Source organism: Paraburkholderia sp. DD10 (genome assembly GCF_049177125.1).
Lineage (GTDB): Bacteria > Pseudomonadota > Gammaproteobacteria > Burkholderiales > Burkholderiaceae > Paraburkholderia > Paraburkholderia terricola.
Genome location: NZ_CP185393.1, coordinates 3909760 through 3934097 on the forward strand (window position 1 = coordinate 3909760; position 24338 = coordinate 3934097).

The 24338-nt window shown below is 63.8% G+C and carries 20 protein-coding genes; 10 read left to right on the forward strand and 10 right to left on the reverse strand.

From position 1 onward, the window contains the following. The first annotated feature begins 8 nt into the window (after positions 1-8). Together ACOCG7_RS33045 and ACOCG7_RS33050 are read left to right on the forward strand one after the other, a co-directional pair. Entirely contained in the window at positions 9-323 is a 315-nt protein-coding gene (locus tag ACOCG7_RS33045) for a hypothetical protein (protein WP_143326654.1), read from the forward strand. A gap of 504 nt (positions 324-827) precedes the next feature. Next, entirely contained in the window at positions 828-2591 is a 1764-nt protein-coding gene (locus tag ACOCG7_RS33050) for a ShlB/FhaC/HecB family hemolysin secretion/activation protein (protein WP_114161892.1), read from the forward strand. Between the two features lie 443 nt (positions 2592-3034). Here ACOCG7_RS33050 and ACOCG7_RS33055 read toward each other — a convergent pair whose 3' ends face one another. The 5 genes from ACOCG7_RS33055 to ACOCG7_RS33075 form a co-directional block, all read right to left on the reverse strand. Next, the gene (locus ACOCG7_RS33055; RefSeq protein ID WP_114161893.1) at positions 3035-4324 is read right to left on the reverse strand and encodes a THUMP domain-containing class I SAM-dependent RNA methyltransferase; all 1290 of its coding nucleotides are present in this window, start codon (positions 4322-4324) and stop codon (positions 3035-3037) included. Between the two features lie 653 nt (positions 4325-4977). Then, positions 4978-5676, reverse strand: coding sequence for a PqiC family protein (locus ACOCG7_RS33060; RefSeq protein WP_114161894.1), 699 nt, complete (start codon positions 5674-5676; stop codon positions 4978-4980). Next, positions 5673-7331, reverse strand: coding sequence for an intermembrane transport protein PqiB (locus ACOCG7_RS33065; protein ID WP_073428238.1), 1659 nt, complete (start codon positions 7329-7331; stop codon positions 5673-5675). The genes ACOCG7_RS33060 and ACOCG7_RS33065 overlap by 4 nt, the downstream gene beginning before the upstream one ends. Next, on the reverse strand, positions 7324-7974 hold the full coding sequence (locus tag ACOCG7_RS33070; RefSeq protein WP_114161895.1) for a paraquat-inducible protein A: 651 nt from the start codon (positions 7972-7974) through the stop codon (positions 7324-7326). The genes ACOCG7_RS33065 and ACOCG7_RS33070 overlap by 8 nt, the downstream gene beginning before the upstream one ends. A 7-nt stretch (positions 7975-7981) precedes the next feature. After that, entirely contained in the window at positions 7982-8785 is an 804-nt protein-coding gene (locus ACOCG7_RS33075; protein WP_421378884.1) for a paraquat-inducible protein A, read from the reverse strand. 418 nt (positions 8786-9203) lie between these two features. Between ACOCG7_RS33075 and ACOCG7_RS33080 the strand changes: the two genes are divergently transcribed. The 4 genes from ACOCG7_RS33080 to ACOCG7_RS33095 all read left to right on the forward strand — a co-directional run bounded on the left by ACOCG7_RS33080 (position 9204) and on the right by ACOCG7_RS33095 (position 12533). Beyond that, positions 9204-9764, forward strand: a complete 561-nt coding sequence (locus tag ACOCG7_RS33080; RefSeq protein ID WP_083084579.1) for a cytochrome b — start codon at positions 9204-9206, stop codon at positions 9762-9764. An 8-nt stretch (positions 9765-9772) separates the two neighbouring features. Then, positions 9773-10336, forward strand: a complete 564-nt coding sequence (locus ACOCG7_RS33085) for a YceI family protein (protein ID WP_073428234.1) — start codon at positions 9773-9775, stop codon at positions 10334-10336. Between the two features lie 68 nt (positions 10337-10404). Beyond that, positions 10405-10974: a YceI family protein gene (locus ACOCG7_RS33090; protein WP_073428303.1), complete on the forward strand. Its 570-nt coding sequence runs from the start codon at positions 10405-10407 to the stop codon at positions 10972-10974. A gap of 281 nt (positions 10975-11255) precedes the next feature. After that, on the forward strand, positions 11256-12533 hold the full coding sequence (locus tag ACOCG7_RS33095) for an MFS transporter (RefSeq protein WP_114161896.1): 1278 nt from the start codon (positions 11256-11258) through the stop codon (positions 12531-12533). Between the two features lie 110 nt (positions 12534-12643). Here the strand turns inward: ACOCG7_RS33095 and secF are convergent, their stop codons facing one another. The 5 genes from secF to queA all read right to left on the reverse strand — a co-directional run bounded on the left by secF (position 12644) and on the right by queA (position 18796). Beyond that, complete coding sequence (secF, locus tag ACOCG7_RS33100; RefSeq protein WP_073428232.1) at positions 12644-13594, reverse strand: protein translocase subunit SecF; 951 nt, start codon at positions 13592-13594, stop codon at positions 12644-12646. Positions 13595-13612: 18 nt separating this feature from the next. After that, a complete protein-coding gene (gene secD, locus ACOCG7_RS33105; protein WP_073428231.1) occupies positions 13613-15676 on the reverse strand; it encodes a protein translocase subunit SecD in 2064 nt (687 codons plus the stop codon). Positions 15677-15794: 118 nt separating this feature from the next. Continuing rightward, positions 15795-16124 (reverse strand): preprotein translocase subunit YajC, encoded by a 330-nt coding sequence (gene yajC / locus ACOCG7_RS33110; protein ID WP_073428230.1) that lies wholly within the window; start codon positions 16122-16124, stop codon positions 15795-15797. A 206-nt stretch (positions 16125-16330) separates the two neighbouring features. After that, positions 16331-17536: a tRNA guanosine(34) transglycosylase Tgt gene (tgt, locus tag ACOCG7_RS33115; protein WP_114161897.1), complete on the reverse strand. Its 1206-nt coding sequence runs from the start codon at positions 17534-17536 to the stop codon at positions 16331-16333. 204 nt (positions 17537-17740) lie between these two features. Further along, positions 17741-18796 carry a tRNA preQ1(34) S-adenosylmethionine ribosyltransferase-isomerase QueA gene (queA, locus tag ACOCG7_RS33120; protein ID WP_114161898.1) on the reverse strand — a complete coding sequence of 352 codons (1056 nt, stop codon included), beginning with the start codon at positions 18794-18796 and terminating at the stop codon, positions 17741-17743. A 148-nt stretch (positions 18797-18944) separates the two neighbouring features. On the opposite strand from queA, the gene recG reads away from it, so the two are divergent. The 4 genes from recG to ACOCG7_RS33140 all read left to right on the forward strand — a co-directional run bounded on the left by recG (position 18945) and on the right by ACOCG7_RS33140 (position 24304). Continuing rightward, positions 18945-21350 carry an ATP-dependent DNA helicase RecG gene (gene recG, locus ACOCG7_RS33125; RefSeq protein ID WP_114161899.1) on the forward strand — a complete coding sequence of 802 codons (2406 nt, stop codon included), beginning with the start codon at positions 18945-18947 and terminating at the stop codon, positions 21348-21350. Between the two features lie 121 nt (positions 21351-21471). Then, positions 21472-22431: a hydrogen peroxide-inducible genes activator gene (locus ACOCG7_RS33130; protein ID WP_114161900.1), complete on the forward strand. Its 960-nt coding sequence runs from the start codon at positions 21472-21474 to the stop codon at positions 22429-22431. A 193-nt stretch (positions 22432-22624) separates the two neighbouring features. After that, a complete protein-coding gene (locus ACOCG7_RS33135; protein ID WP_277998130.1) occupies positions 22625-22747 on the forward strand; it encodes a hypothetical protein in 123 nt (40 codons plus the stop codon). 102 nt (positions 22748-22849) lie between these two features. Further along, entirely contained in the window at positions 22850-24304 is a 1455-nt protein-coding gene (locus ACOCG7_RS33140) for a catalase (protein ID WP_114161901.1), read from the forward strand. Positions 24305-24338: the final 34 nt, after the last annotated feature.

Genomic DNA, 24338 nt, shown 5'->3' on the forward strand with positions numbered 1-24338 from the left:
AGAACATCATGAAACAGGATGTACTTGCGGGTGCGATGTACGGACTGATTGTGCCCATTGTTATGCCGCTCATTGCATATTGGACTCGTAAAGTGAGCTACTGGACATTCTTCGCTTGTGGTGCGCTTGGAATCCCGGTATCCGCGTTTGTATCGATGGGACTACGAGCGGGATGGGCTCGTTCCGTCGATGAAGTTTTACCTCGGGTTTTAACTCTCGAAGGCATCTTGATTATGGTGGGTTTCGGCTGCGCAACGGTATTTTTGGTCTGGATTGCACGTTTGTCCGGCTTCGTGGCATCCGAACGTGCTGATAAGCCGTGAACTACTCCAGCAAATGATAGAAGGCCAAGCTGACTGCGCAGCAACTTGGCATTTCTACGAGGCCGCATTGCGGCGGAAATATCACGCATCCAGAATTTCGTCGTCCCCCGGTAGGGCCGCATCGTTCCACGTGGCCCTACCGCTTTGCCGAATTGTTCTTCGCTACGATTGCGAAGGCGACGATGGTCATTGCCGTTTTGCTTCTTGTTGCTCTCGAACCTTTCAGTTGGGGCATGGGCACAGGCGGGGGCCTAAGCGACCTTCCAACAACTGGCAGAGGTTGGCGAAATCTATTGCTCGTTATGCTGACGATTCTCGTCGTTGTTGCGCTCGGTATTTATTTCTTTGCGCCCACAGTGAGTCACCCGCATCTCTAGACGATCCAGTTGCACTGCGGGCACGTGAAGGTGTGAACGTGGATCACTTCAACCGGCAATTACACGCTGGTGGGACGAATGTTCGCTTCGCCCGCGTAACGAACAGAATCAAAAGATTGGAACAACAATGAAAATCAGCAAGAGGCTATCGCTTCTGCCGTTGATAGCCTCTGCCTCGCTGGCGGGTCAGGCTGTTCACGCGCAGCACGCGCCGACTCCCGCCGACATCGCCACAGCAGCCCGCGCGAACGCCGAACAGAACCAGCAGGTCCAGCAGCAGCGCGAGGCGCAGGAACGCGAGAAGACCATCAACGCGCCTGCGGTGCGCTCGACCGTACCGAAGGCCGGCGTGTATCCCGAACTGCCGCATGAAGAACCCTGCTTCCGCATCGAGTCGTTCACGCTCGACGTCCCGGCGACCCTGCCCGATAGCGTGCGCAAGCACGGCGCGTCGGCGCTGCCGCTCGACCGCTTCGCCTTCGCGCGCGAATGGCTCGACCACTACCGGGGCCAGTGCGTCGGCAAGGGCGGCATCGACACGCTCGCGAAAGGATTGCAGCAGACGATCCTTTCACGCGGCTACATCACCACACGCGTACTCGTCCCACAACAGGACCTGTCAACCGGAACACTGGCCTTCGCTCTCGTGCCAGGCGTCGTGCGCCAGATCCGCTTCGCCGATCCTGAGACGCGTGGCACATGGAAAACCGCATTCCCCGCGAACAACGGCGACCTGCTGAACCTGCGCGATCTCGAACAGGGACTCGAGCAGATGAAGCGCGTCGCCTCGCAGGACGTGGACATGAAAATCGAACCGACCGACACGCCGGGCGAAAGCGATGTCGTGGTGAGCGTGAAGCGCTCGAAGCCCTGGACGTTCGTCGCATCGGTCGATAACTCCGGCACGGAAGCGACGGGCAAATGGCAGGGCAACGTGAGCCTCGGCATCTACAACCCGCTCGGCCTGAACGACGTGTTCACGGTCGGCGCGAACCAGGACCTGTCGTTGCATAACAAGTCGCTCGGTTCGCACGGTTTCAACGGTTCGTACTCGGTGCCGTGGGGCTACTGGACGGCAACCCTGTCGGGCAGCACGAACACCTACTACCAGCCTCTCGCCGGCGCGAACGAGACATTCGTGTCGAGCGGCAACGCGCAGACAACCGCGCTACGTCTCACGCGTGTACTGAGCCGCAGCCAGAACGACGTGTTCGGCGTCGAGTTCCAGCTTTCGAAGCGCTTCGGCGAAAGCTTCATCAATGACGCGAGCATTCCGACGCAGCGGCGCAACAACACCTTCATCGAAGCGGGCCTGACCGATCGCCATTACTTCGGCGCATCGCAGTTCGACGGCACGCTCGCCTACCGTCAAGGTATCGGCGGACTCGGCGCGACGCCGGACCCGTATCCGGGCGGCCCCACCTACCGCTTCCACATGACCGTGCTCGACGCGAACCTGTCGGTGCCGTTCTCCGTTGCGAAACAGAACTTCCGCTACGTGACGACGCTTCACGGCCAGTTCACGAACGACACGCTGTTCTACCTGGACGACCTGACCATCGGCAGCCGCTACACGGTGCGCGGCTTCGACGGTGAAACGATGCTGGCGGCGGAGAAAGGTTTTTACTGGCGCAACGAACTGCAGATGCCGATCGGGCAGACAGGACAGTCGCTATACGCGGGCATCGACTATGGGCGCGTGTTCGGCCCGAATACGGCATTCCTGGCGGGAACGCAACTGGCGGGCGCGGTCATCGGTATCCGTGGCGGCATACCGGCGAAGTACGCGGGACTCGCGTATGACCTGTTCGCGGCAACGCCGATCTACAAGCCGTCCGGCTTTCCCACCGCGCGCGTGACGGTGGGCTTCCAACTCACCGCGCAGTTCTAACCGGCTCAGGCAGAACTCGCATCGACGAGCCCCGTCGCCCACCACCTCTCATCCAATAGCTCGACCTACGTCGAGTACGACGGCGCAGTCCGCTATGGCGAATTGCTGACGGCGGGGGACATGCGCGACCGATTGCCCGCCGCATACAACCGCATCGCGGCAGATTTCAGCGCACAGGAAGAGCAGAGGATCGGCGCGTCGCAGCGACGGCGCTCCGCGGCGGCGTTAAAGAATGTCCTCGAGCCTCGAAGCCAACCCAAGAGCGAGCGTCGCCGGATTTGCTCATTGGATTCCACGACGGCAACGGCAGGGCGCCCGGCGAGACGGAAAGCAACAGGAAGAGCGGAGAGGAGCCGCGATCGTGAGCGCGGTCCTAACCGGAGTACCTCGAAAAAAACGCGGACCTAGGTCCGCGTTCGCTGGTTCGACGCGCAATCGCTGCGTCATTGCGCCGGCGTATCGCTTTGCGGCCGCTGCCGCACGCTGCCCGCGATCAAATCGAAACGGAACAGCCGGCATTCGAGCGCGCCGTTAAAGAGCGGCGTCTTGGTCGATTCACGCAGACGCAACTGCCCGGGCAGCTTGCGATCCGACGTGAGAATGAACGCATGCCAGCCGGTGAAGCGCTGCTTCAGCGCGTCGCCGAGCGACTGGAAAAACTCGCTGTCAGGTGCTTCTTCCTGGGCGCGACGGAAACCGTCGTCGTCGCGGTTCTCGCGATTACCGCGTTCGCGGATTTCGCCACGCGCATTGCGGCCGCGCACTTCGATCCGTTCGCCATACGGCGGATTCGCAACGAGGATGCCGGGCTCCGCGCTCGGCGGCGTCATGCCGCGCGCGTCGACCTGCTTGAGCGGAATGGTCGGCAAACCGGCGCGCTGGAAGTTCGCGCGCGCCTTGTCGAGCATGTCGCCGGAAATATCGCTGCCGTAGATCTGGATATCGGCGCGCGAATTGCGGGCCGCCTGCTTCGCGTCGAGCGCGGCGGCCTTCAGCGTTTGCCAGGTCCTGGCGTCGAATTGCTTGAGCTTTTCGAAGCCGAAGCGGCGTTCAGCGCCCGGTGCGATATTCAACGCCACTTGGGCGGCTTCCGCGAGGAAGGTGCCGCTGCCGCACATCGGATCGTAGAGCGGCGTGCCGGCGGTCCAACCCGTCAGACGCAGGATGCCCGCCGCCAGATTTTCGCGCAGGGGCGCCGCGCCCTTGTCGAGGCGCCAGCCGCGCTTGAAAAGCGGATCGCCCGAGGTGTCGAGGTAGAGCGTGCAATCGGTGGCCGTGAGGAACGCGAACACGCGCACGTCGGGCATGCCGGTGTCGATGCTCGGTCGCGCGCCGCTGACTTCACGCAGACGGTCGCAGATTGCGTCCTTGACGCGCAGCGTCGTGAATTCGAGGCTACGCAGCGGCGATTTGATCGCGGTGACGTCCACGCGCAGCGTTTCGTTCGCGGAGAACCACTGCTCCCAACGCTGTTCGACGGCAAGCGCGTACACGTCCTGCTCGCTGCGATAGGGCCGATGCGCGATCTTCAGCAGCACGCGGCTCGCGATGCGCGAATGCAAATTGGCGGCCATGCCGGCGGCCCAGCCGCCGCGGAAATGAACGCCGCCCGGCACTTGCGCGCCTGCCGTAAACGGCGCGCCGTTCAGGTGTTGCGCGGCAATTTCGGCGAGTTCGGCCGCGAGCGAGGCTTCAAGGCCGCGTGGGCAGGGGAGGAAGAAATCGAAGGACATTGAGTTGCCGGAAGGCGTTAGATAAGGCGCCATTGTACGCGGTCGGGGTGGGACCGGCGGCGCGCCGGCCGCGCGGTTTCCCGCGGATGCCGGAACACGCCGCCGGAACACGCGCTGCCAGATCGCGCAACGCGACGGCGAGCGCACCGCATCGCCCGCGATTTGACCGCCCTACAGAAGACGAACGCAAAACACACAGCCGCGCCGAGTTTCGCGATGCGCGCCGACGCCACGACCGCAACAAAGTGCCCGGTGTTGTAAAGCACCGCGACGGCCGACCAGAGTGCCGGGTATTGCAAAGTGCCGCGACGGCCGACCAGGGTGTAGGTGTTACGAAGCACCGCGACGGCGCGCGCAGCGCCGCCGGAAGAATGACTGCCTTGTCACGAACGCGGAGTGCGCGAGAACACGGATTCCAGATGCACCACTACGCCCTCCAGGCCAGGGGACCCGCTTCAGAACTGGCGGTGTGAGCCGCTTTCTTTGCCTACTTTCTTTGCGGCGGCAAAGAAAGTAGGTGCCGCCCCGCACAGGGGCAACGCTAATAGACCACTAACAACACAAGGAGAGGCCAACCAGCAACAGCACAACCACCACCCAACCAGCAACAGCACAACCACCACCCAACCCGCCGAGCAGGCAAAAAAAAAGCCTCAACCCCCACCCCCCGAAGGGCACCCCGGCACACCCACACCCCCCCCTTTCCCCCGCGAAACAGAACCAGCCATAGCCTTTACAGCAGCCCCAACCTGCAAGGAAACCTGCTCCAACGCCTGCCGATGCCCCTTCACCAGAGAATCATACCCACCGCCAACCGGCTCACTAACCACACTCCGGCAAGTCATCACCACCGCACTCCGCACAGCCCGCACACTCCACACCGCATCGATCAACGCATGCGACCCAGGCCACGACTCAAACCGCTGCACGTTCATGCTGACTCGATAAACCGGCGTCGCATCCGGATAAGCGGTGCCGTACACATCGATGGTATCGAGCTGCTGGGTCAGAGTGGTCGACAAAGCCCGGCGAATCTCGTCCCCCGGCAGGGACGCCCAACGCTCCTGTTCGAGCACGCTGACTTGCGTCGGCGCCGTCTGCACCACCAACTGATTTCTTGCCACTTGCGGCGGCACGTTGATCGGCGCGACTTCGATCAGCCACGCGGGCGCAGCCGAAGTCCGCGTGCCGACAGAAGCCGCGGTGCCGGCCACGCCGCCATCGCTCAATGTATAGAAGCGGCTCGAAGGCGACGAACAGGCCGTCATCGCCAGTAATCCGACCAGGGCGCCAGCGTAAACGGCGCCGCGCACGGGCCCGCGCGGCAGGCGAGGGAGCCGGGCAAACATCATGGTTTATCTCCTGATTTACCGCGCAACAGCGATTCGGGATGACGCTCGAGGTAATCCGACAGCGCGTTCAACGATTGCAACGTGCGCGTGAGTTCCTGCAACGCCTGATGCACATCCGACTGCAACGGCGAGTCCTGCTGCAACGTCGCCTCGGCCGAGCCGAAGGTCTGCTTCGCGGCTGCCAGCGTGTCGCGGGCCTGCGGCACGACTTCCTTGTCGAGTCGGGTGAAGAGCTGATCGGCGTTCTTCAACGCGCTGTTCAGGTTGGCACCGATCTGGTCGAACGGCACCTTGTCGAGCTTCTTCGCAATGTCGGCGACCTGCAACTGCAATTCGTCGAGCGTGTTCGGAATGGTCGGCAATTCGAGCGGATCGCTTGCGACGTCGACGGTGGCCGGCGGCGCCTTCGGGAAGATGTCCAGCGCCACATACAACTGGCTCGTGATCAGATTGCCGGTACGCAACTGACCGCGCAGGCCATGCTTGACGAGCTGTTGCAGCATGGTTTGCCCCGCGATGCTGCCCGGCACCGGAGCCGTTTCGCGGAAGCGCTTGCCGAGCCGGTCGGGGTACAGGTTCATCGTCACCGGCATGGTGAAGCTGCGTTTCTGCGGATCGTAATCGATGCCGATGTTGGTCACCTGGCCCAGCACGATGCCGCGGAAATCCACCGGCGCGCCGACCGACAAACCGCGCAGCGACTGGTTGAAGTTCATCACCACGCGCAGCGGCACGCCGTCCGGCTCGCGCATCGCGTCGGCTTCATCGGAGCCGAGGCGGAACGTCATGTTGTTCGGCGCCTGCGCGCCCACCCCCTGGCCGGGCGGCGACTCGAACGACAAGCCGCCGACGATCACCGTCGCGAGCGACTGCGTGTTCAGCTTGAAGCCGCTCGAGTCGAGCCGCAGATCGACGCCGCTCGCATGCCACCAGCGCGAATTGGTGCCGACGTACTGGTCGAACGGCGCGGACACGAACACCTGCATGGTGACGCCCGTGCCGTCCTTGTCCAGCGAGAAGCCGACCACCTGGCCGACCTGCACGCGCCGGTAGAAGATCGGCGAACCGATGTCGATCGAGCCGAGCGACTCGCCGTGCAGAATGAATTGATGGCCCTTCTGGTCGCCGGTGATCGGCGGCGGCGTTTCGAGGCCGACGAAGTTTTTCTCGGTCTCCGACGAATGACCCGCGTCCGCGCCGATGTAGGCGCCCGAGAGCAGCGTGGTGAGCCCCGAGACACCGCTCGCGCCGACGCGCGGGCGCACCACCCAGAAGCGCGAATCCTTGACCGCGAAGTCCTCGCCTTCCTTGGTCAACTGCACCTGAACCAGAACGTGCGAAAGATCCTTCGACAGCGTGATGGTCTTGACCGCGCCGACGTCGACGTCCTTGTACTTGACCTTGGTCTTGCCCGGTTCGAGGCCCTCGGCGCTGGTGAAGCTGAGCGTGATCGTGGGGCCTTTCTCGGTCACCGACTTGATCACGAGCGCGATGCCGATCAGCGCGGCGATCAGCGGAATCACCCAGACGAGCGAAGGCAGCCAGCGGCTGCGGGGCTCGATCTCGGGGTCGGGCAGTTGGGGCGGCAGCGTGGGTCCGTTCGAATCGTTGCGCGGCGCCTCGGAGGCGGGCGTCGGTCCTTGCGGGCTAGTCATGGTCTGGATCCTGAGGTTCTTTGGTATTGCCTTCCACGTGATCCCAGATGAGCCGTGGATCGAATTGTATGGAGGCCATCATCGTCAGAATCACGACGGAACCGAAGGCGATTGCCCCCGGCCCGGCGGTGATGACGGCGAGCGATTTGAAGCGCACCAGCGCGACAGTCAGCGTGACGACGAAAATATCGAGCATCGACCAGCGGCCGATCCGCTCGACCATCCGGTAAAGCGTGGTGCGTTGCCCCGGCCGCCAGCGCGAGCGGCGCTGCGCGGTGACGGTGAGCAGCACCAGCACGCTCAGCTTGAGCATGGGCACCATGATGCTGGCGACGAACACGATCACAGCGAGCGGCCAGTCGCCCGAGGTCCAGAAATAGACGACGCCGCTCATGATGGTGTCTTCTTCGGAACCGAGCAGCGACGAGGTGTGCATCACCGGCAGCAGGTTGGCGGGAATATACAGCAGGGCCGCGGCGATCAGCAGCGCCCATGTGCGCATGAGGCTGTCGGGATTGCGCGAGTGAAGGCGCGCGCCGCAGCGCCCGCAGTGCTGCGCGGTGACCGAGCGGATGCGGGGTTCGACTCTTCCGCAGGCATGGCAGGCGACGAGACCCGCGCGCTTCGCGGTGACGTATTTCATCGTGCGCTCACCCGTGACGCGGCTTCGGCGGCGCGCCGCGCGCCGAAGTGGGGGACGCCGGCGTTTGGGCCGCGCTTTGAACCGCGCTTTGAACCGCGCTTTGCACCGCATTGTGCATGCCGGGCGGCGCGGGTGGCCCGGCAACCGAACTGACGGCCGCCGCCGCGCTGTCGGCGGCGGTACGCGGTCGCGGCCGCCGCGTGCCGGCGCCCAGCTCGTCGGCGAGATCCCACAGAATGCGCGGATCGAACGTCACGACCACCGCGAACATCAGCGTGAGCGCGCCGAACGCGAAGAGCGCCGCCTCGGGAATCACGCGCGCGAGACTCACCATCTTCACGATCGTGATCAGCACGCCGAGCATGAAGACCTCGATCATGCCCCACGGGCGCACGAATTGAATCGCGCGCAGCACCTGGTTGAAGGCGGGCGGCACGTGGCCCGCGCGCAGCGGGATCAGCACGTAGAGCAGCGCGACCAGTTCGGTGAGCGGAAACAGCACGGTCGAGCAGAACACCATGACGGCGACGATCTGCATGTCTTCGTTCCACAGCGCGACGAGCGCGCCGAACAGCGTGGTTTGCGAGGTGATGCCGTTGGCTTCGAGTTCGACGATGGGAAAGCCCTGAGCTATCAGGAAGGTGATCAGCGCGCCGAGCGTCATGGCGCAGATGCTGTCGAGCTTGCGGGAGACCCCGCTGTAGAGCGTTGCGCCGCAGCGCGGACAGCGCGCGACCTTGCGCCCGACAAGCGTTGGCTTGCGGAACAGCGTATCGCATTCGTGGCACGCGATCAGGTTCTCATGGTCCATGCGGCAAAAGGCCTACGGTGTGAGGGGGAGCGTGCAATACCGGTTCTTGTCGCGCGGGTCTGCAAAATTTGCAGCAATAGTACCAAAACGCGCCCGGGCGTCGCGCCGGCCGCACCCCGAATACAGTTGCGACGCGGGTTGCGTCGCCGTTCGACTGGTTTCTAACGGAATCGCCGTGGCTCTGACAACCTCCGTCCCTAATTGTTCAATAGGGATGCACAGCGATTGAAAGCTTCCAGCGGCGCACTCGACACGAGCCGCAGCCAGCTTTTTCCGCTTGGGGTAGCATGGCGGCCTTGGCGTGTGCCGCATGGCATGTTCCGGTGAAATGTTCCCGTTGGATGCACGGTTTGCATCCGCATGGGGAATAGCGGGGCCGGCCGCGCCGTTAACCTTTATTGGCTCGTGCTGATCTGTCATGGCAATCAATCCTTCCTTCGGCGAACAGGAGTCGTACACGCGCACCGCGATCGCCTTTCACTGGCTGATCGCGCTCCTGATCGTGTGCGGCTTCGCGCTCGGCTGGGTGATGACCGACATCCCCGGCTTCACGCCCACCAAGCTGCGCTACTTCTCGTGGCACAAGTGGATCGGCGTGACGGTGTTCGCGCTCGCGGTGCTGCGCATTCTCTGGCGCGCCACGCACGTCGGCCCGCCGATGCCGCGCCGCATGCCGGCCTGGCAGCGCGGCGCCGCGCATCTCACGCATGTGTTGCTGTACGTGCTGATGATCGTGATTCCCCTGTCGGGCTATCTGTACAGTTCGGCGGCCAACGTGCCGGTGGTGTACCTCGGACTGATTCCGCTGCCGCGCCTGATCGCGCCTGATCCGCATCTCAAGGAACTGCTGAAGAACGTGCATATCGCGCTGAATTACACGTTGCTCGTGCTGGTCGCGCTGCACGTCGCGGCCGCGCTCAAGCATCAATGGCTGGACCGCGACGGTCTGCTGTCGCGCATGCTCCCTTTCATCAAATAAGGACGACCATGAAAGTTTCGTTTTACCGCTACATGCTCGCCGCGTTCGCGGCGGCCTCGTTGACCGCGGCCGGCAGCGCGCTCGCCCAGGTCGACGTCGCGAAGAGTTCGGTGACGGCCACCTCGAAGCAGATGAACGTGCCGGTCGAAGGCAAGTTCGGCAAGTTCACCGCGCAGGTCAAGTTCGATCCGGCGAAGCCCGCCGAGGGCAGCGCGCAGATCAACATCGACGTCGCCAGCTACGATCTCGGCGACGAAAGCTATAACGAGCAGGTGCGCGGCAAGGACTGGTTCGACGCCAGGACCTATCCGAGCGCCACCTTCGTTTCGAGCGCGATCGCGCCCGCCGGCGGCAACCAGTTCAAGGTGACCGGCAAGCTGACCATCAAGGGCAAATCGCAAACGGTGGTGGTGCCGGTCACGGTCACGCAGCAGGGCGGCACGGAAACCTTCGACGGTGCGCTGCCGATCAAGCGTTCGCAATTCGACATCGGCACCGGCGAATGGAAAGACACGTCGGTGGTGGCCGACGAGGTGGTGATCAAGTTTCATATCGTTGCAGCACGCAAGTGACGTTCGCTGCGCTGTTCCGGCGCAGCCGCTTTTTTTCAAAGACCAAGGAGCATGAATTGAAAACATCCATGTTGATCGCCGTTGGCGCATTGGCTTCCTCGCTCTCGCTCGGCGCGTTCGCCGCCGCCGACACCTATCAACTCGATCCGACTCACACGTATCCGAGCTTCGAGGCGGATCACTTCGGCGGCCTCTCGGTGTGGCGCGGCAAGTTCGCCAAGAGTTCCGGCACGGTGACGCTCGACCGCACGGCGAAAACCGGCACGGTGGAGGTGACGGTCGATCCGGCGTCGGTTCAGACCGGCAACGGCAAGCTCGACGAGCACTTGCAGGGCTCGGATTTCTTCGACGTGGCCAAATTCCCGTCGGCGACTTACAAAGGCACCGACATCAAGTTCGACGGCGACAAGCCGGTTGAAGTGGTCGGCAGCCTGACGATGCACGGCGTGACCAAACCGCTGAATCTGAAGATCGAATCGTTCAAGTGCATGCCGCATCCGATGCTCAAGCGGGAAGTGTGCGGCGTCGAGGCGAGCGGCCATTTCAGCCGCGCCGATTACGGCATGGATTCCGGCGTGAAGTACGGCTTCAATATGGATACCAAGCTGCATATTCAGGCCGAGGGCATCAAGCAATAAGCGCCTCGACACGCCTTTTTGCCTGATCGCATTGAATGGCGTCCACGTTACGCCGCAACAAAAACCGCTTCCATTCGCTTTGGCGAGGAAGCGGTTTTTTATTGCCTGTCTGAAGCGCCGCAGACCTGAGGTAGCGGCTCGCCGTCATTTGGCGATAGCATCCGTTTAATTTTTAAGATACATAGAGCGCTGAGGCCGTTTGGCTGCGCGCGCATCCAGTCGGCCATATCGGGCGTAAAAGAGCCCGAATCAATAACAGCTCGCGCGAATTGGAGATCTTCATGGACGCAACGACAGCAGTCAGCCGGGCGGGAACCCGGCAGAACTCGTGGCGAGCGGTGGTCGCCGCCTCGATCGGCAACGCGCTCGAATGGTTCGACCTCGTGGTGTACGGTTTTTTCGCGGTGATCATCGCGAAGCTGTTTTTCCCGGCCGGCAATGAGACGGTCTCGCTGCTGCTCACGCTCGGCACCTTCGGCGTGTCGTTCTTCATGCGGCCGCTGGGCGCGGTGGTGATCGGCGCTTACGCGGACCGCGCCGGGCGCAAGGCGGCGCTCACGCTGTCGATCGTGCTGATGATGAGCGGCACGCTGATCATCGCGGTCTTGCCGACCTACTCGAGCATCGGCCTTGCCGCGCCGGTGATCCTCGTGATCGCCCGTTTGATGCAGGGATTCTCGGCGGGCGGCGAATTCGGCAGCGCGACGGCGTTTCTCGCCGAGCACGTGCCGGGCCGGCGTGGTTTCTTCGCGAGCTGGCAGGTGGCGAGCCAGGGGCTGACCACGCTGCTCGCCGCCGGTTTCGGCGCGCTGCTGACCGGCGAACTCTCGCCGCAACACATGGCGTCGTGGGGCTGGCGCGTGCCGTTCGTGTTTGGCCTCCTGATCGGGCCGGTCGCCTGGTACATCCGCACCCGGCTCGACGAGACCCCCGAGTTCCTCGCGGCGGAAACGACCACCACGCCGCTGCGCGACACGTTCACGAGCCAGAAGCTGCGCTTGCTGATCGCAATCGGCGTGGTGGTGCTGGGGACGGTGTCCACCTATCTGGTGCTGTACATGCCGACTTACGGCGTCAAGCAACTGGGACTCGCGCCCTCGGTCGCCTTCGGGGCGATCGCGTTGACCGGCGTGATCCAGATGCTGTTCGCGCCGCTGGTCGGCCATCTGTCGGACCGCTACGGGCGCACCACGATCATGCTGGCGCCGGCGCTGCTGCTGCTCGTCCTGATCTATCCGGCCTTCGTGTACCTGATCGCGCATCCGAGCTTCGGCACGCTGATCGCGCTGCAGATCGTGTTCGGCTTTCTGATGACGGGCTACTTCGCGGCGCTGCCCGGTTTGCTCTCGGAGATGTTCCCGGTGCAGACGCGTACCACCGGCATGTCGCTCGCCTATAACATCGCGGTGACGATTTTCGGCGGCTTTGGGCCGTTCATCATCGCGTGGCTGATCGGCTTCACGGGTTCGAAGGCGGCGCCGAGCTACTATCTGATTTTTGCCGCCGTGGTGAGTCTCGTCGCGTTGATGGCGGCGCGGCGCAAGCTCGGGTTTCGCTGAGGCGCGAAGTTTTTTCGCCGCGCCTCGGCGAGCGCGGCGTAAACGCAAAAGGCCGGTTCGAGAGAACCGGCCTTTTGCATGGAGCTGCGAAGTCTGCGGCTACAACCGACTCAGACTTGCGCGCCCGCGTTCGGATCGTTTGGATCGGTGCCGACCTTCTTGTCCTTCAACAGATCTTCACGCTTCACGCCGAACCACATGGCGAGCGCCGCCGCGACGAACACCGACGAGTAGATACCAAACAGGATACCCACCGTCAACGCGAGCGCGAAGTAGTGCAGCGTGGGGCCGCCGAACAGGAACATCGACAGCACCATCATTTGCGTACAGCCGTGCGTGATGATCGTGCGCGACATCGTGCTGGTGATCGCGTGGTTGATCACCTCGATCACGGTCATCTTGCGTTCGCGGCGGAAGGTTTCGCGAATCCGGTCGAAAATAACCACCGACTCGTTCACCGAATAGCCGAGCACCGCGAGCACCGCGGCCAGCACCGACAGCGAGAACTCCCACTGGAAGAACGCAAAGAAGCCGAGAATGATGATCACGTCGTGCAGGTTCGCGATCACGCCGGCCACCGCGTACTTCCATTCGAAACGGAACGACAGGTAGATCACGATGCCGATCACCACGCAGGCGAGCGCGAGCAAGCCGTCCGTGGCCAGTTCCTTGCCGACCTGCGGGCCGACGAACTCGACGCGCTGCAATTGCACCTGCGGCGTCTCGGTTCGCAGCGCGCCCATCACCTGGTCGCTCTGTTGCGCGGACGTAAAGCCCTGCTTGAGCGGCAAGCGGATCAGCACGTCGCGCGAGGTGCCGAAGTTCTGCACTTGCGCGTCGGCATAGCCGAGTCTCGCGAGCGTGCCGCGCACCGGTTCGAGCGGCGCGGCGCCCGGATACTGCACTTCGATGACGGTGCCGCCGGTGAACTCCACCGACAGATGCAGCCCGCGATGCAGCAGGAAGAACACAGCGGCAAGGAACGTCAACAGCGAGACTGCGTTGAAGATCAACGCACGCTGCATGAACGGAATGTCTTTGCGAAAACGGAAAAATTCCATGGTCTTGTTCTCCGGGACTCAGCGGGATGAACCCGGTTTCTGCGGCGTGTTCGACGCATTCGGCGACGCATTCGACGCATTGCGGCGGCGCACGGTCGGCTTGCCGGCACGCGCTTGCGCGCCAGCGTTGGCCTTCGGCTTCGCGGTGACGGCAGCGACGGCTTGTGCGGTATCCGTTGCTGCGTCTTCGTTACCGAGGTACGCGGCGGCACCGTCGATACCTTCCGCTTGCGGACGCCACACCTGGCCGATCGCCAGCGACTTGAGCTTCTTCTTGCCGCCGTACCAGAGGTTGACGAGGCCGCGCGAGAAGAACACGGCCGAGAACATCGACGTCAGAATGCCGATACAGTGGACCATCGCGAAGCCGCGCACCGGGCCCGAGCCGAACGCGAGCAGCGCGAGACCGGCGATCAGCGTGGTGACGTTCGAGTCGAGAATCGTCGCCCATGCGTGCGCGTAGCCGTTCTGGATCGCCAGTTGCGGCGGCGCGCCGTGGCGCAGTTCCTCGCGCACGCGCTCGTTGATCAGCACGTTCGCGTCGATCGCCATACCGAGCGCGAGCGCGATAGCGGCGATACCCGGCAACGTGAGCGTGGCCTGCAGCATCGACAGCACGGCGACCAGCAGCAGCAGGTTGACCGACAGGCCGATCATCGAAATCACGCCGAACAGCATGTAGTACGCGATCATGAAGACGGCGATTGCCGCGAAGCCCCACACCACCGAGTGGAAGCCCTTGTTGATGTTGTCCGCGCCGAGGCTCGGACCGATCGTGCGTTCTTCGATGATCTCCATTGGGGCCGCCAGCGAACCGGCGCGCAGCAGCAGCGCGAGGTCGGCGGCGCCTTGCGGCGTGGCCTGGCCGGTGATCTGGAAGCGGTCGCCCAGTTCCGACTGGATGGTCGCCACCGTCAGCACTTCGCCCTTGCCCTTTTCGAACAGCACCATCGCCATCGGCTTGCCGATGTTGTCGCGCGACACGCTGCGCACCGCGCGCCCACCCGCCGAATCGAGGCGGATGTTGACCGACGGACGCTGATGTTCGTCGAACCCGGCCGACGCGTCGATAATCCGGTCGCCCGTGAAGATGATCTGCTTTCTCAGCAGCACCGGCGTCTGGTTGCCTTGCGTGAACAGTTCGTCGCCCGGCGGCACCGGGTCGGACGGATTCGGGTGCGTGTTGACCGGGTCGGCCAGACGCGCTTCGAGCGTTGCCGTGCGGCCGATGATGTCCTTCGCCTTCGCCGTGTCCTGCACGCCCGGCAGTTCGACCACGATGCGATCCGCGCCTTGCTGCTGGATCACCGGCTCGGCCACGCCGAGTTCGTTCACGCGGTTGTGCAGCGTGGTGATGTTCTGCTTGAGCGCCGCATCCTCGACGGTTTTCTGCACCGCGGGCGTGAACGTGCCGACGAGTTGCACGCTGCCGTCGGCGCTGGCTTGCGAGGCCCACTGGAGTTCGCTGATGCCGCGGCCCAGTTGCTTGAGCGCCGCGTCCGCCGTGGCCTGGTCGGCGAAATTGATCACCACCGTCTGGTTGACGCGATTCACGCCGCCGTCGCGGATGTTGTTGTCGCGCAGGAGCGTGCGCGCGTCCGAGGCGTCCGAGTCGAGCTTCTTGTTGAGCGCGCCGGCCATGTCGACCTGCAGCAGGAAGTGCACGCCGCCGCGCAGGTCGAGACCGAGGTACATCGGCAGCGCGTGCAAGGCGGTCAGCCAGCGCGGCGACGCGCTTTGCAGGTTCAGCGCGACGATGAACTGCGGGTCGGTGGGGTCGCTGTTCAGCGACTTCTGCAGCAGGTCCTTCACGCGCAATTGCGTGTCGGTGTCCGTCAGGCGCACGCGAATGTTCGCGTTGGCCGACGTGTTGTCGAACGTGACGTCGGCCGGCTTGATCTGACTGGCCGCGAGCGCGGCTTCGACCGCCGACAGCGTGGTCGAGTCGAGCTTGACCGTTGCCTTGCCGCTCGACACCTGCACCGCCGGCGCTTCGCCGAACAGATTGGGCAGCGTGTACACGAGGCCGATGACCAGAGCCACCAGCATCACGGCGTATTTCCAGAGGGGGTAACGATTCATGAGTGGTCCAACGGGAAGGTTGGCTTGGAAGCGATGCGCCCGGCGATGAGCGCGGGCGGTTCGGCGTTGCGTTGCATGAACCGCCGGCGAGGCCGCGCCGGACGCGAGAGAGCAGGCCTTACAGCGACTTGATCGTGCCCTTCGGGAGAATCGTCGTGACCGACGCTTTTTGCACGGTGATTTCCGTGCCTTCCGAGATTTCGATGCCGACGTAAGCTTCGCCCACCTTGGTCACCTTGCCGACGATGCCGCCATTCGTCACTACCTCGTCGCCCTTGGCCATCGCGGCGAGCATGCTGCGATGTTCCTTCTGGCGCTTCATTTGCGGGCGAATCATGATGAAGTACAGCACGCCGAACATCAAGATCAGCGGCAGGAAGCTCATCAGATTCGATTCAATGCCACCAGTTGCTGTGCCTTGAGCGAAGGCATTGGAAATGAACGACACGTTGGTCTCTCCGTTATAAGTCAAAAACGATCAAAAAAATCAGCCGGTTATTCTACCACTGGCCCTATGCGCGTCGGCGCGGCGAATCGGCTTTGCGATCAATCGGTTAAAGCCTGTTTACCTCGCGCGCGAAAGTGGATTGTAAGGTTTTCCGCGTGACGCCGACGGAATCCTCATGCAAATCCTTCGGCGCGCGCACCGTCTGTCTAATCGATGCCGCGCGCGCGGTTCTCCTGGAAACGCCGGCGGAACGGCTCGAACATTTTTGCGTCGATGGCGTCGCGCATTTCCTGCATCAGTTCGAGGTAGTAGTGCAGGTTGTGGATCGTGTTGAGCTGCGCGCCGAGGATTTCCCCCACGCGATGCAGATGGTGCAGATAGCCGCGGGTTAAGTTTCGACAGGTATAGCAGCCGCATTGCTCGTCGAGCGGGCGCAGCGAATTTTTGTGCGCCGCGTTGCGGATCTTGATGTCGCCGAAACGCGTGAACAGCCAGCCGTTGCGCGCGTTGCGGGTCGGCATCACGCAGTCGAACATGTCGACGCCGGCTGCGACGCCCGCCACCAGATCCTCCGGCGTGCCGACGCCCATCAGGTAGTGCGGCTTGTCGGCCGGCAGCTTCGGGCCGATGTGGTTCAGCACGCGCAGCATGTCTTCCTTCGGCTCGCCGACCGACAACCCGCCGATCGCCAGCCCGTGGAAATCCATTTCCGCGAGACCCGCCAGCGATTCGTCGCGCAGATCCTCGAACATGCCGCCCTGGACGATGCCGAACAGCGCATTCGGATTGCCGAGCCGGTTGAATTCGTCGATCGAGCGCTTCGCCCAGCGCATCGACATGCGCATCGAATCGGCGGCTTCCTGGTGCGAGGTCGGCACATTGTTGGTGGCGTACGGCGTGCATTCGTCGAACTGCATGACGATGTCCGAGTTCAGCACCTTCTGGATCTGCATCGATACTTCCGGCGACAGGAACAGCTTGTCGCCGTTGATCGGCGAAGCGAACGTGACGCCGTCCTCGGTGATCTTGCGCAGATCGCCGAGCGAGAACACCTGAAAGCCGCCGGAGTCCGTCAGGATCGGCTTCTTCCAGCCCATGAAGCCATGCAGGCCGCCGTGCGCCTCGATCGTTTCCAGCCCCGGACGCAACCACAGGTGGAAGGTGTTGCCGAGAATGATCTGCGCGTGCATTTCCTCGAGCTCGCGCGGCTGGACGGCTTTCACCGTGCCGTACGTGCCGACCGGCATGAAGATCGGCGTTTCGACCACGCCGTGATTCAGCGTGACGCGCCCGCGGCGCGCCTGGCCGTCGGTGCCGAGCAGTTCGAATGCGAGGCCGTTATCGGGGCGCGAGGCGGTGTTCCCGCCGGTATTGCCGCTACCGCGTGTATCGTGGGTATGACCTTCGGTCATGGAGACTCCTGTGCCACCGGAGAACAGTCCGGCGCGGTATCGAACGCCGCCGGGTCAGCCACGGCGGCAGGGTAATAAAACTCGAGATGCGGGCATGCCCGCTCAAGAGCGGGGCAAGCACCGCCGCCACATCAACGCGGCAAGGAGCGGCAGACTACCGCGCACATGGCCGGCGCGCAACGCCATCGGCGCGATACGACGGTCTCAGCCTTCCCGCCGCGTAAGCAGCATGGCGTCGCCGTAGCTGAAGAAGCGGTAACGCTCGTCGATCGCATGGCGATACGCTTCGCGAATCGTCTCGACGCCGGCGAACGCCGACACCAGCATCAGCAGCGTCGACTTCGGCAAATGGAAATTGGTCACCAGCCGGTCGACCACGCGGAATTTGTAGCCCGGCGTGATGAAGATGTCGGTTTCCGTGCTGGCGGCGGCAAGCGGCCGGCCGGCGGCTTCGGCGTCGCGCGCGGCGGCTTCGAGCGCGCGCATCGAGGTCGTGCCGACCGCGATCACGCGGTTGCCGCGCTCATGCGTGGCCGCGATCCTGTCGGCGAGCGATTGCGGCAGGTGATACCACTCGCTGTGCATCTTGTGCTCGGCCAGGTTCTCGACCCGCACCGGCTGGAACGTGCCCGCGCCGACGTGCAGCGTCAGCGTCGCGCGTTGCACGCCTTTGGCGTCGAGCTTCGCGAGCAGCGCGTCGTCGAAATGCAGGCCGGCGGTGGGCGCGGCGACCGCGCCCGGATTTTGCGCGAACACCGTTTGATAACGCGTTTCGTCGGTTGCGTCGGGATCGTGCTCGATGTACGGCGGCAACGGCAGGCGGCCGTGTTGCTCGATCAGCGTCAGGCAGTCGTCCGGGAAATGCAGCGTGTAGAACGGCTCGACGCGTTCGCCGACGGTGACGTCGAACGCGTCGGCCAGGCGGATCGTGGTGCCCGGCTGCGGGCTCTTGCTCGCGCGGATTTGCGCGAGCGCCGTGCGCTCGCCGGTGAGGCGCTCCACCAGCACTTCGACCTTGCCGCCACTGGCCTTCTGGCCGAGGAAACGCGCCTTCAGGACTTTGGTATCGTTGAAGACGAGCAGGTCGCCCGCCGCGATGCAATCGGGCAGTTCGGCAAAGCGGCGGTCGATCAGGCGCGCGGCGCCGGCATCGAGCGGATTGTCCACCTCGAGCAGACGGCTCGCGCTGCGCTCGGGCAGCGCGACTTGCGCGATCAGCTCGGGTGGCAGATCGAAATCGAAATCGGAAAGCGTAAACATGCGGACGACTGGAAGCGAATTGGGACGGAATTGAGCCGAAGCCGGAGCCGGGCGGCTATGATTGCGGGACGCCTGAGCGGCCCGCGAGCCCGCGCGCTGATTGGCGGCGACATCTTTGACAGCCGATATTGTACTTGCGAAGCAACCCATGCCTTTGTCCGAACGCCGATTGCCCTCCGCTACCGACGAAGTGAGCGCCGAGCCCAAGCGCCGCGTCTCGCGGGGCAGGCCGGCGGCGGGTGCGGCCGATGCGGTTGGTGCGGGCGGTGCGATGAGCGGCGCGAGCGGTGCTACTAACGTCACCAACGCCACCAACGCCACCAGCGCCAAAGTCGCACCGGACCCGGCAACTCCCAGCGGCGCCAAAGCCGCACCTGACTCAGCCCCCGCGAGCAACGTCAGATCCGCATCCGAATCGGCAACCTCGAACAGCACCAAAACCGCCGCCGCGCCGGACAAAAAGAAAGCCGCGTCCCCGGCGGCCAAGCCTGCGGCCAAACCCGCCGACAAACTCGCCAAGCTCGGCCTCACGCGCGACATCGACCTCGTGCTGCATCTGCCGATGCGCTACGAAGACGAAACCTCGCTGACGCCGATCGGCCACCTGCTGCCGGGCGGCGTCGCGCAAACGGAAGGGGTGGTGTTCGACAACGAGATCGCCTATCGTCCGCGTCGCCAGTTGCTGGTGAAGTTGCGCGACGACGCCGGCGACGAGCTCGTACTGCGCTTTCTGAATTTCTACGGCTCGCAGGTCAAGCAGATGGCGATCGGCGCGCGCCTGCGGGTGCGCGGCGACGTGCGCGGCGGTTTCTTCGGTCTGGAGATGGTGCATCCGGCGGTGCGCGTGGTCGACGAGGACACGCCGCTGCCGCAGGCGCTGACGCCGGTGTATCCGAGCACCGCGGGCGTGACCCAGGCGTATCTGCGCAAATCGATCGACAACGCGTTGTCGCGCACCGCGTTGCCGGAATTGCTGCCCGAGCCGATCGCGCGGGCCTATCTGCAGCCGCTCGGCGTGCCGACGCTGATGGACGCCGTGCGCACGCTGCATCATCCGGGCGTGCAGTCCGATGAAACCGCGTTGATCGACGGCACGCATCCGGCGTGGGTGCGCATCAAGTTCGAGGAATTGCTCGCGCAGCAGATGTCGCTCAAGCGCGCGCACGAAGAGCGCCGCAGGCGCGCGGCGCCGGCCATGCCGCGCCGCAAGCTGGGCGACGAATCCGCGCTGGTGGCGCGTTTGCTGAAGGCGCTGCCGTTTTCGCTGACGGCGGCGCAGGAGCGCGTCGGCGGCGAGATCGCGCTCGATCTGACGCAGCCTCATCCGATGCAGCGGTTGCTGCAGGGCGACGTCGGCAGCGGCAAGACGATCGTCGCCGCGCTGGCGGCGGCGCAGGCGATCGACGCCGGCTATCAGGCCGCGCTGATGGCGCCTACCGAAATCCTCGCCGAGCAACACGCGCGCAAGCTGCGCGGCTGGCTGGAGCCGCTCGGCGTGAGCGTCGCGTGGCTGGCCGGCAGTCTTAAGACCCGCGAAAAGCGCGCCGCGCTCGAAGCCGCCGCGCTCGGCACGGCGCATCTCGTGATCGGCACGCACGCGATCATTCAGGACGCGGTCGAATTTGCGCGGCTGGGGCTCGTGATCGTCGACGAACAGCATCGCTTCGGCGTCGCGCAGCGGCTCGCGTTGCGCGCCAAGGCGCCCAAAGCCGCCGACGGCGTGCGCGAGTTCCAGCCGCATCAGTTGATGATGTCCGCCACGCCGATTCCGCGCACGCTCGCGATGACCTATTACGCCGATCTCGATGTCTCCACGATCGACGAATTGCCGCCGGGGCGCACGCCGATTCTCACCAAACTGGTGTCCGATGCGCGCCGCGAGGAAGTGATCGGCCGCGTGCGCGAAGCCGCGTTGACGGGGCGCCAGGTGTACTGGGTATGTCCGCTGATCGAGGAAAGCGAGACCTTGCAGTTGCAGACCGCGGTGGAAACCTACGAGACGCTGGTAGCCGCGTTGCCCGAACTGAACGTGGGCCTCGTGCATGGCCGGCTCGCGCCGGCCGAGAAGGCGGCGGTGATGGACGCCTTCACCCGCAACGAGGTGCAGTTGCTGGTCGCGACGACGGTGATCGAAGTGGGGGTCGACGTGCCGAATGCGTCGTTGATGGTGATCGAGCACGCCGAGCGGTTCGGCCTCGCGCAATTGCACCAGTTGCGCGGACGGGTGGGGCGCGGGAGCGCGGCGTCGGTTTGCGTGCTGCTTTACACCGGGCCGCTGTCGATGACGGCGCGCGCCCGCTTGCAGACCATGCGCGAGACCACCGACGGCTTCGAGATCGCTCGAAAGGACCTCGAGATCCGCGGGCCGGGGGAATTCCTGGGCGCGCGGCAGTCGGGCGCGGCCATGCTGCGCTTCGCGGATCTGGAGAACGATCAGTGGCTGATCGAGCCGGCGCGCGAAGCCGCGGCGGCGTTGCTCGAGCAATACCCCGAGGTCGTGATGCAGCATCTCGCGCGGTGGCTCGGGGCGCGCGAGCACTATCTGAAAGCGTGATGCCGCTTGGCGGACAAACAGCAGCGCCTTCGGGAAAGCCGGGGGATCAAAAGGTTGGCGAACCGACCCTATAGGTGTATAACTAGAACCTATCAAATTCACCGCACTGATTGGTCCCCTAATGACGCTCACCGAATTGAAATACATCGTCGCGGTTGCCCGCGAGCGGCACTTCGGCCGGGCCGCCGAAGCGTGTTTCGTTAGCCAGCCGACCTTGTCGGTGGCGATCAAGAAGCTCGAAGACGAGTTGAACGTGCAGATTTTCGAGCGCGGCACCAGCGAGGTCAGCGTCACGCCGATCGGCGAACAGATCGTCACGCAAGCGCAGCGCGTCCTCGAACAGACGCTCGCCATCAAGGAAATCGCCAAGCAGGGCAAGGACCCGCTGGTCGGAGCGCTGCGCCTCGGCGTGATCTATACGATCGGGCCATATCTGCTGCCCACGCTCGTCAAGCAGATGATCAAGCGCGTCCCGCAAATGCCGCTGATGCTGCAGGAAAATTACACGCTCAAGCTGATCGAGCTGCTCAAGCAGGGCGAAATCGACGTCGCGATCATGGCGTTGCCTTTCCCGGAAACGGGCCTGATGCTGCGCTCGCTGTACGACGAGCCGTTCGTCGTCGCGCTGCCCTCGGGCCACGCGTGGGAAAACCGCAAGGAAATCGACGCCGACGATCTGAAGCAGGAAACCATGCTGCTGCTCGGCAGCGGCCATTGCTTCCGCGACCACGTATTGGGCGTGTGCCCGGAATTGATGCGCTTTTCGCAGAACGCGGACGGCATCCAGAAGACTTTCGAAGGTTCGTCGCTGGAAACCATTCGCCATATGGTGGCGAGCGGCGTCGGCATTACCGTGCTGCCGCGCATGTCGGTGCATGAAGTGAAGGCGCATGCGGGCGGCATCGACTCGGGCCTGCTGAGCTACGTTCCTTTCGGCGAGCCGGTGCCGGATCGCCGCGTCGTGCTCGCCTGGCGCAAGAGTTTCACCCGCATGCCCGCCATCGAGGCCATTTGCGACGCGGTCAGCGCCTGCGATCTGCCAGGCGTCAAGAAGCTGGACCTGCCGGTCGCCGTCAACTGATTTTCACCCGCTGATTGTTACCCGTTTCGCGCCGAAGCCGGCTCGCCAAGTATCCTGGCGGCCCGGCCATCGCCCAAGGCGCCGTTGGTCCCGCGCCTATCAAATAGATTAAATTAATTAACCACGGAAGTTCGATAGGGTTGATATAGTTTCTCCAACGGATCACCCGATCCCATAAGACCCGGAGGACATCATGGCCCAACCGAATTCGCAGCAAGCCCAAGCCGTCGCCACGCCCCGCGCGTTCGCCGCGTCGATGCTGAATATGCGCACCGTCGCGTTCTCGTTGCTGGTCGACCGGGCTCTGTCCGCTTAGTGCCCACTTAGCATTCGCTCGATATCGGCTCAAGTTTCCGGCATCAGTGTGCCGCGCCTCTCCCCACATTCAGTTTCGATACAAGACACCCAGGAGTCACGCATGTCAGAACGCAAGCTCACCAATGCCGCCGGCGCACCCGTCGCCGACAACCAGAATTCGATGACTGCCGGCACGCGCGGCCCGGTCGTCCTGCAAGACGTATGGCTGCTCGAAAAACTCGCCCACTTCGATCGTGAAGTGATTCCGGAGCGCCGCGTTCACGCCAAAGGCTCGGGCGCATTCGGCACGCTGAAAGTGACGCACGACATCTCGCGCTACACGAAGGCGAAAGTGTTCGCCGAGGTCGGCAAGGAAACGCCGCTCTTCATGCGGTTTTCCACGGTGGCGGGCGAGCGCGGCGCGGCCGACGCGGAACGCGACGTGCGCGGTTTCTCGATCAAGTTCTACACGGAAGAAGGCAACTGGGACGTGGTCGGCAACAACACGCCGGTGTTCTTCATCCGCGATCCGCTGAAGTTCCCGGACTTCATCCATACGCAAAAGCGTGACCCGTACACCAACATGCGCAGCAACGTCGCGGCGTGGGACTTCTGGTCGCGTCATCCCGAGTCGCTGCACCAGGTGACGATTCTGATGAGCGATCGTGGTATTCCGAAGAACTATCGTCAGATGCACGGTTTCGGCTCGCACACGTACTCGTTCATCAACGCGAACAACGAACGTTTTTGGGTGAAGTTCCACTTCAAGTCGCTGCAGGGCGTTGAAAATTTCACCGATGCCGAAGCGGCGCAAGTGGTCGCGCAGGACCGTGAAAGCGCGCAGCGCGATCTGGTCGCGAACATCGACGCGGGCAATTTCCCGAAATGGCGCTTCGCGATTCAGGTGATGCCGGAAGCGGAAGCCGCGGCATATCGCTTCAATCCGTTCGATATCACGAAGGTGTGGTCGCAGAAGGACTATCCGTTGATCGACGTCGGCACGATCGAGTTGAACCGCAATGCGGCCAACTATTTCGCGGACGTGGAGCAGGCGGCGTTCACGCCGGCCAACGTGGTGCCGGGCATCGGCTTCTCGCCGGACCGTCTGTTGCAAGGCCGTTTGTTCTCGTACGGCGACACGCAGCGCTATCGCCTCGGCATCAACCATCACCAGATTCCGGTGAATGCGGCGCGCGTGCCGAACCCGCATTCGTTCCATCGCGACGGCGCGATGCGCACCGACGGCAACCTCGGCGGTAACGTGAACTACGAGCCGAGCCGTTTCGGCGACTTCGCGCAGGACGCGAATGCGTCCGAGCCGCCGCTCGCGGCGGGCGCGGTGGATCGCTACGATCATCGGCTGGACGACGACTACTACACGCAGCCGGCGATGCTGTTCGCGCTCTTCGACGCCGCGCAGCGCGAGCGTCTGTTCGGCAATATCGCGCGCCATATCAACGGTGTGCCGCAGGAGATCGTCGCGCGTCAGATCGAGCATTTCCGCCGCATCGATCCGGCCTACGCCGAAGGCGTGACCGCCGCGCTGGCCGCGCTTGCGGAAGCCGGCAAGAAGTAAGCGGTCGAAGTAATCGGGAAGTGATGCAGCAAAG

Coding starts and splice junctions, on each gene's coding strand:
- ACOCG7_RS33140 (WP_114161901.1), top strand. CDS start 22,850: ATGTCAGAACGCAAGCTCACCAATGCCGCCGGCGCACCCGTCGCCGAC.
- ACOCG7_RS33055 (WP_114161893.1), bottom strand. CDS start 4,324: ATGTCCTTCGATTTCTTCCTCCCCTGCCCACGCGGCCTTGAAGCCTCG.
- secD (WP_073428231.1), bottom strand. CDS start 15,676: ATGAATCGTTACCCCCTCTGGAAATACGCCGTGATGCTGGTGGCTCTG.
- ACOCG7_RS33135 (WP_277998130.1), top strand. CDS start 22,625: ATGGCCCAACCGAATTCGCAGCAAGCCCAAGCCGTCGCCACGCCCCGC.
- ACOCG7_RS33130 (WP_114161900.1), top strand. CDS start 21,472: ATGACGCTCACCGAATTGAAATACATCGTCGCGGTTGCCCGCGAGCGG.
- ACOCG7_RS33090 (WP_073428303.1), top strand. CDS start 10,405: ATGTTGATCGCCGTTGGCGCATTGGCTTCCTCGCTCTCGCTCGGCGCG.
- ACOCG7_RS33075 (WP_421378884.1), bottom strand. CDS start 8,785: ATGGACCATGAGAACCTGATCGCGTGCCACGAATGCGATACGCTGTTC.
- ACOCG7_RS33060 (WP_114161894.1), bottom strand. CDS start 5,676: ATGATGTTTGCCCGGCTCCCTCGCCTGCCGCGCGGGCCCGTGCGCGGC.
- ACOCG7_RS33065 (WP_073428238.1), bottom strand. CDS start 7,331: ATGACTAGCCCGCAAGGACCGACGCCCGCCTCCGAGGCGCCGCGCAAC.
- ACOCG7_RS33070 (WP_114161895.1), bottom strand. CDS start 7,974: ATGAAATACGTCACCGCGAAGCGCGCGGGTCTCGTCGCCTGCCATGCC.
- recG (WP_114161899.1), top strand. CDS start 18,945: ATGCCTTTGTCCGAACGCCGATTGCCCTCCGCTACCGACGAAGTGAGC.
- ACOCG7_RS33050 (WP_114161892.1), top strand. CDS start 828: ATGAAAATCAGCAAGAGGCTATCGCTTCTGCCGTTGATAGCCTCTGCC.
- tgt (WP_114161897.1), bottom strand. CDS start 17,536: ATGACCGAAGGTCATACCCACGATACACGCGGTAGCGGCAATACCGGC.
- secF (WP_073428232.1), bottom strand. CDS start 13,594: ATGGAATTTTTCCGTTTTCGCAAAGACATTCCGTTCATGCAGCGTGCG.
- queA (WP_114161898.1), bottom strand. CDS start 18,796: ATGTTTACGCTTTCCGATTTCGATTTCGATCTGCCACCCGAGCTGATC.
- ACOCG7_RS33095 (WP_114161896.1), top strand. CDS start 11,256: ATGGACGCAACGACAGCAGTCAGCCGGGCGGGAACCCGGCAGAACTCG.
- ACOCG7_RS33045 (WP_143326654.1), top strand. CDS start 9: ATGAAACAGGATGTACTTGCGGGTGCGATGTACGGACTGATTGTGCCC.
- ACOCG7_RS33080 (WP_083084579.1), top strand. CDS start 9,204: ATGGCAATCAATCCTTCCTTCGGCGAACAGGAGTCGTACACGCGCACC.
- ACOCG7_RS33085 (WP_073428234.1), top strand. CDS start 9,773: ATGAAAGTTTCGTTTTACCGCTACATGCTCGCCGCGTTCGCGGCGGCC.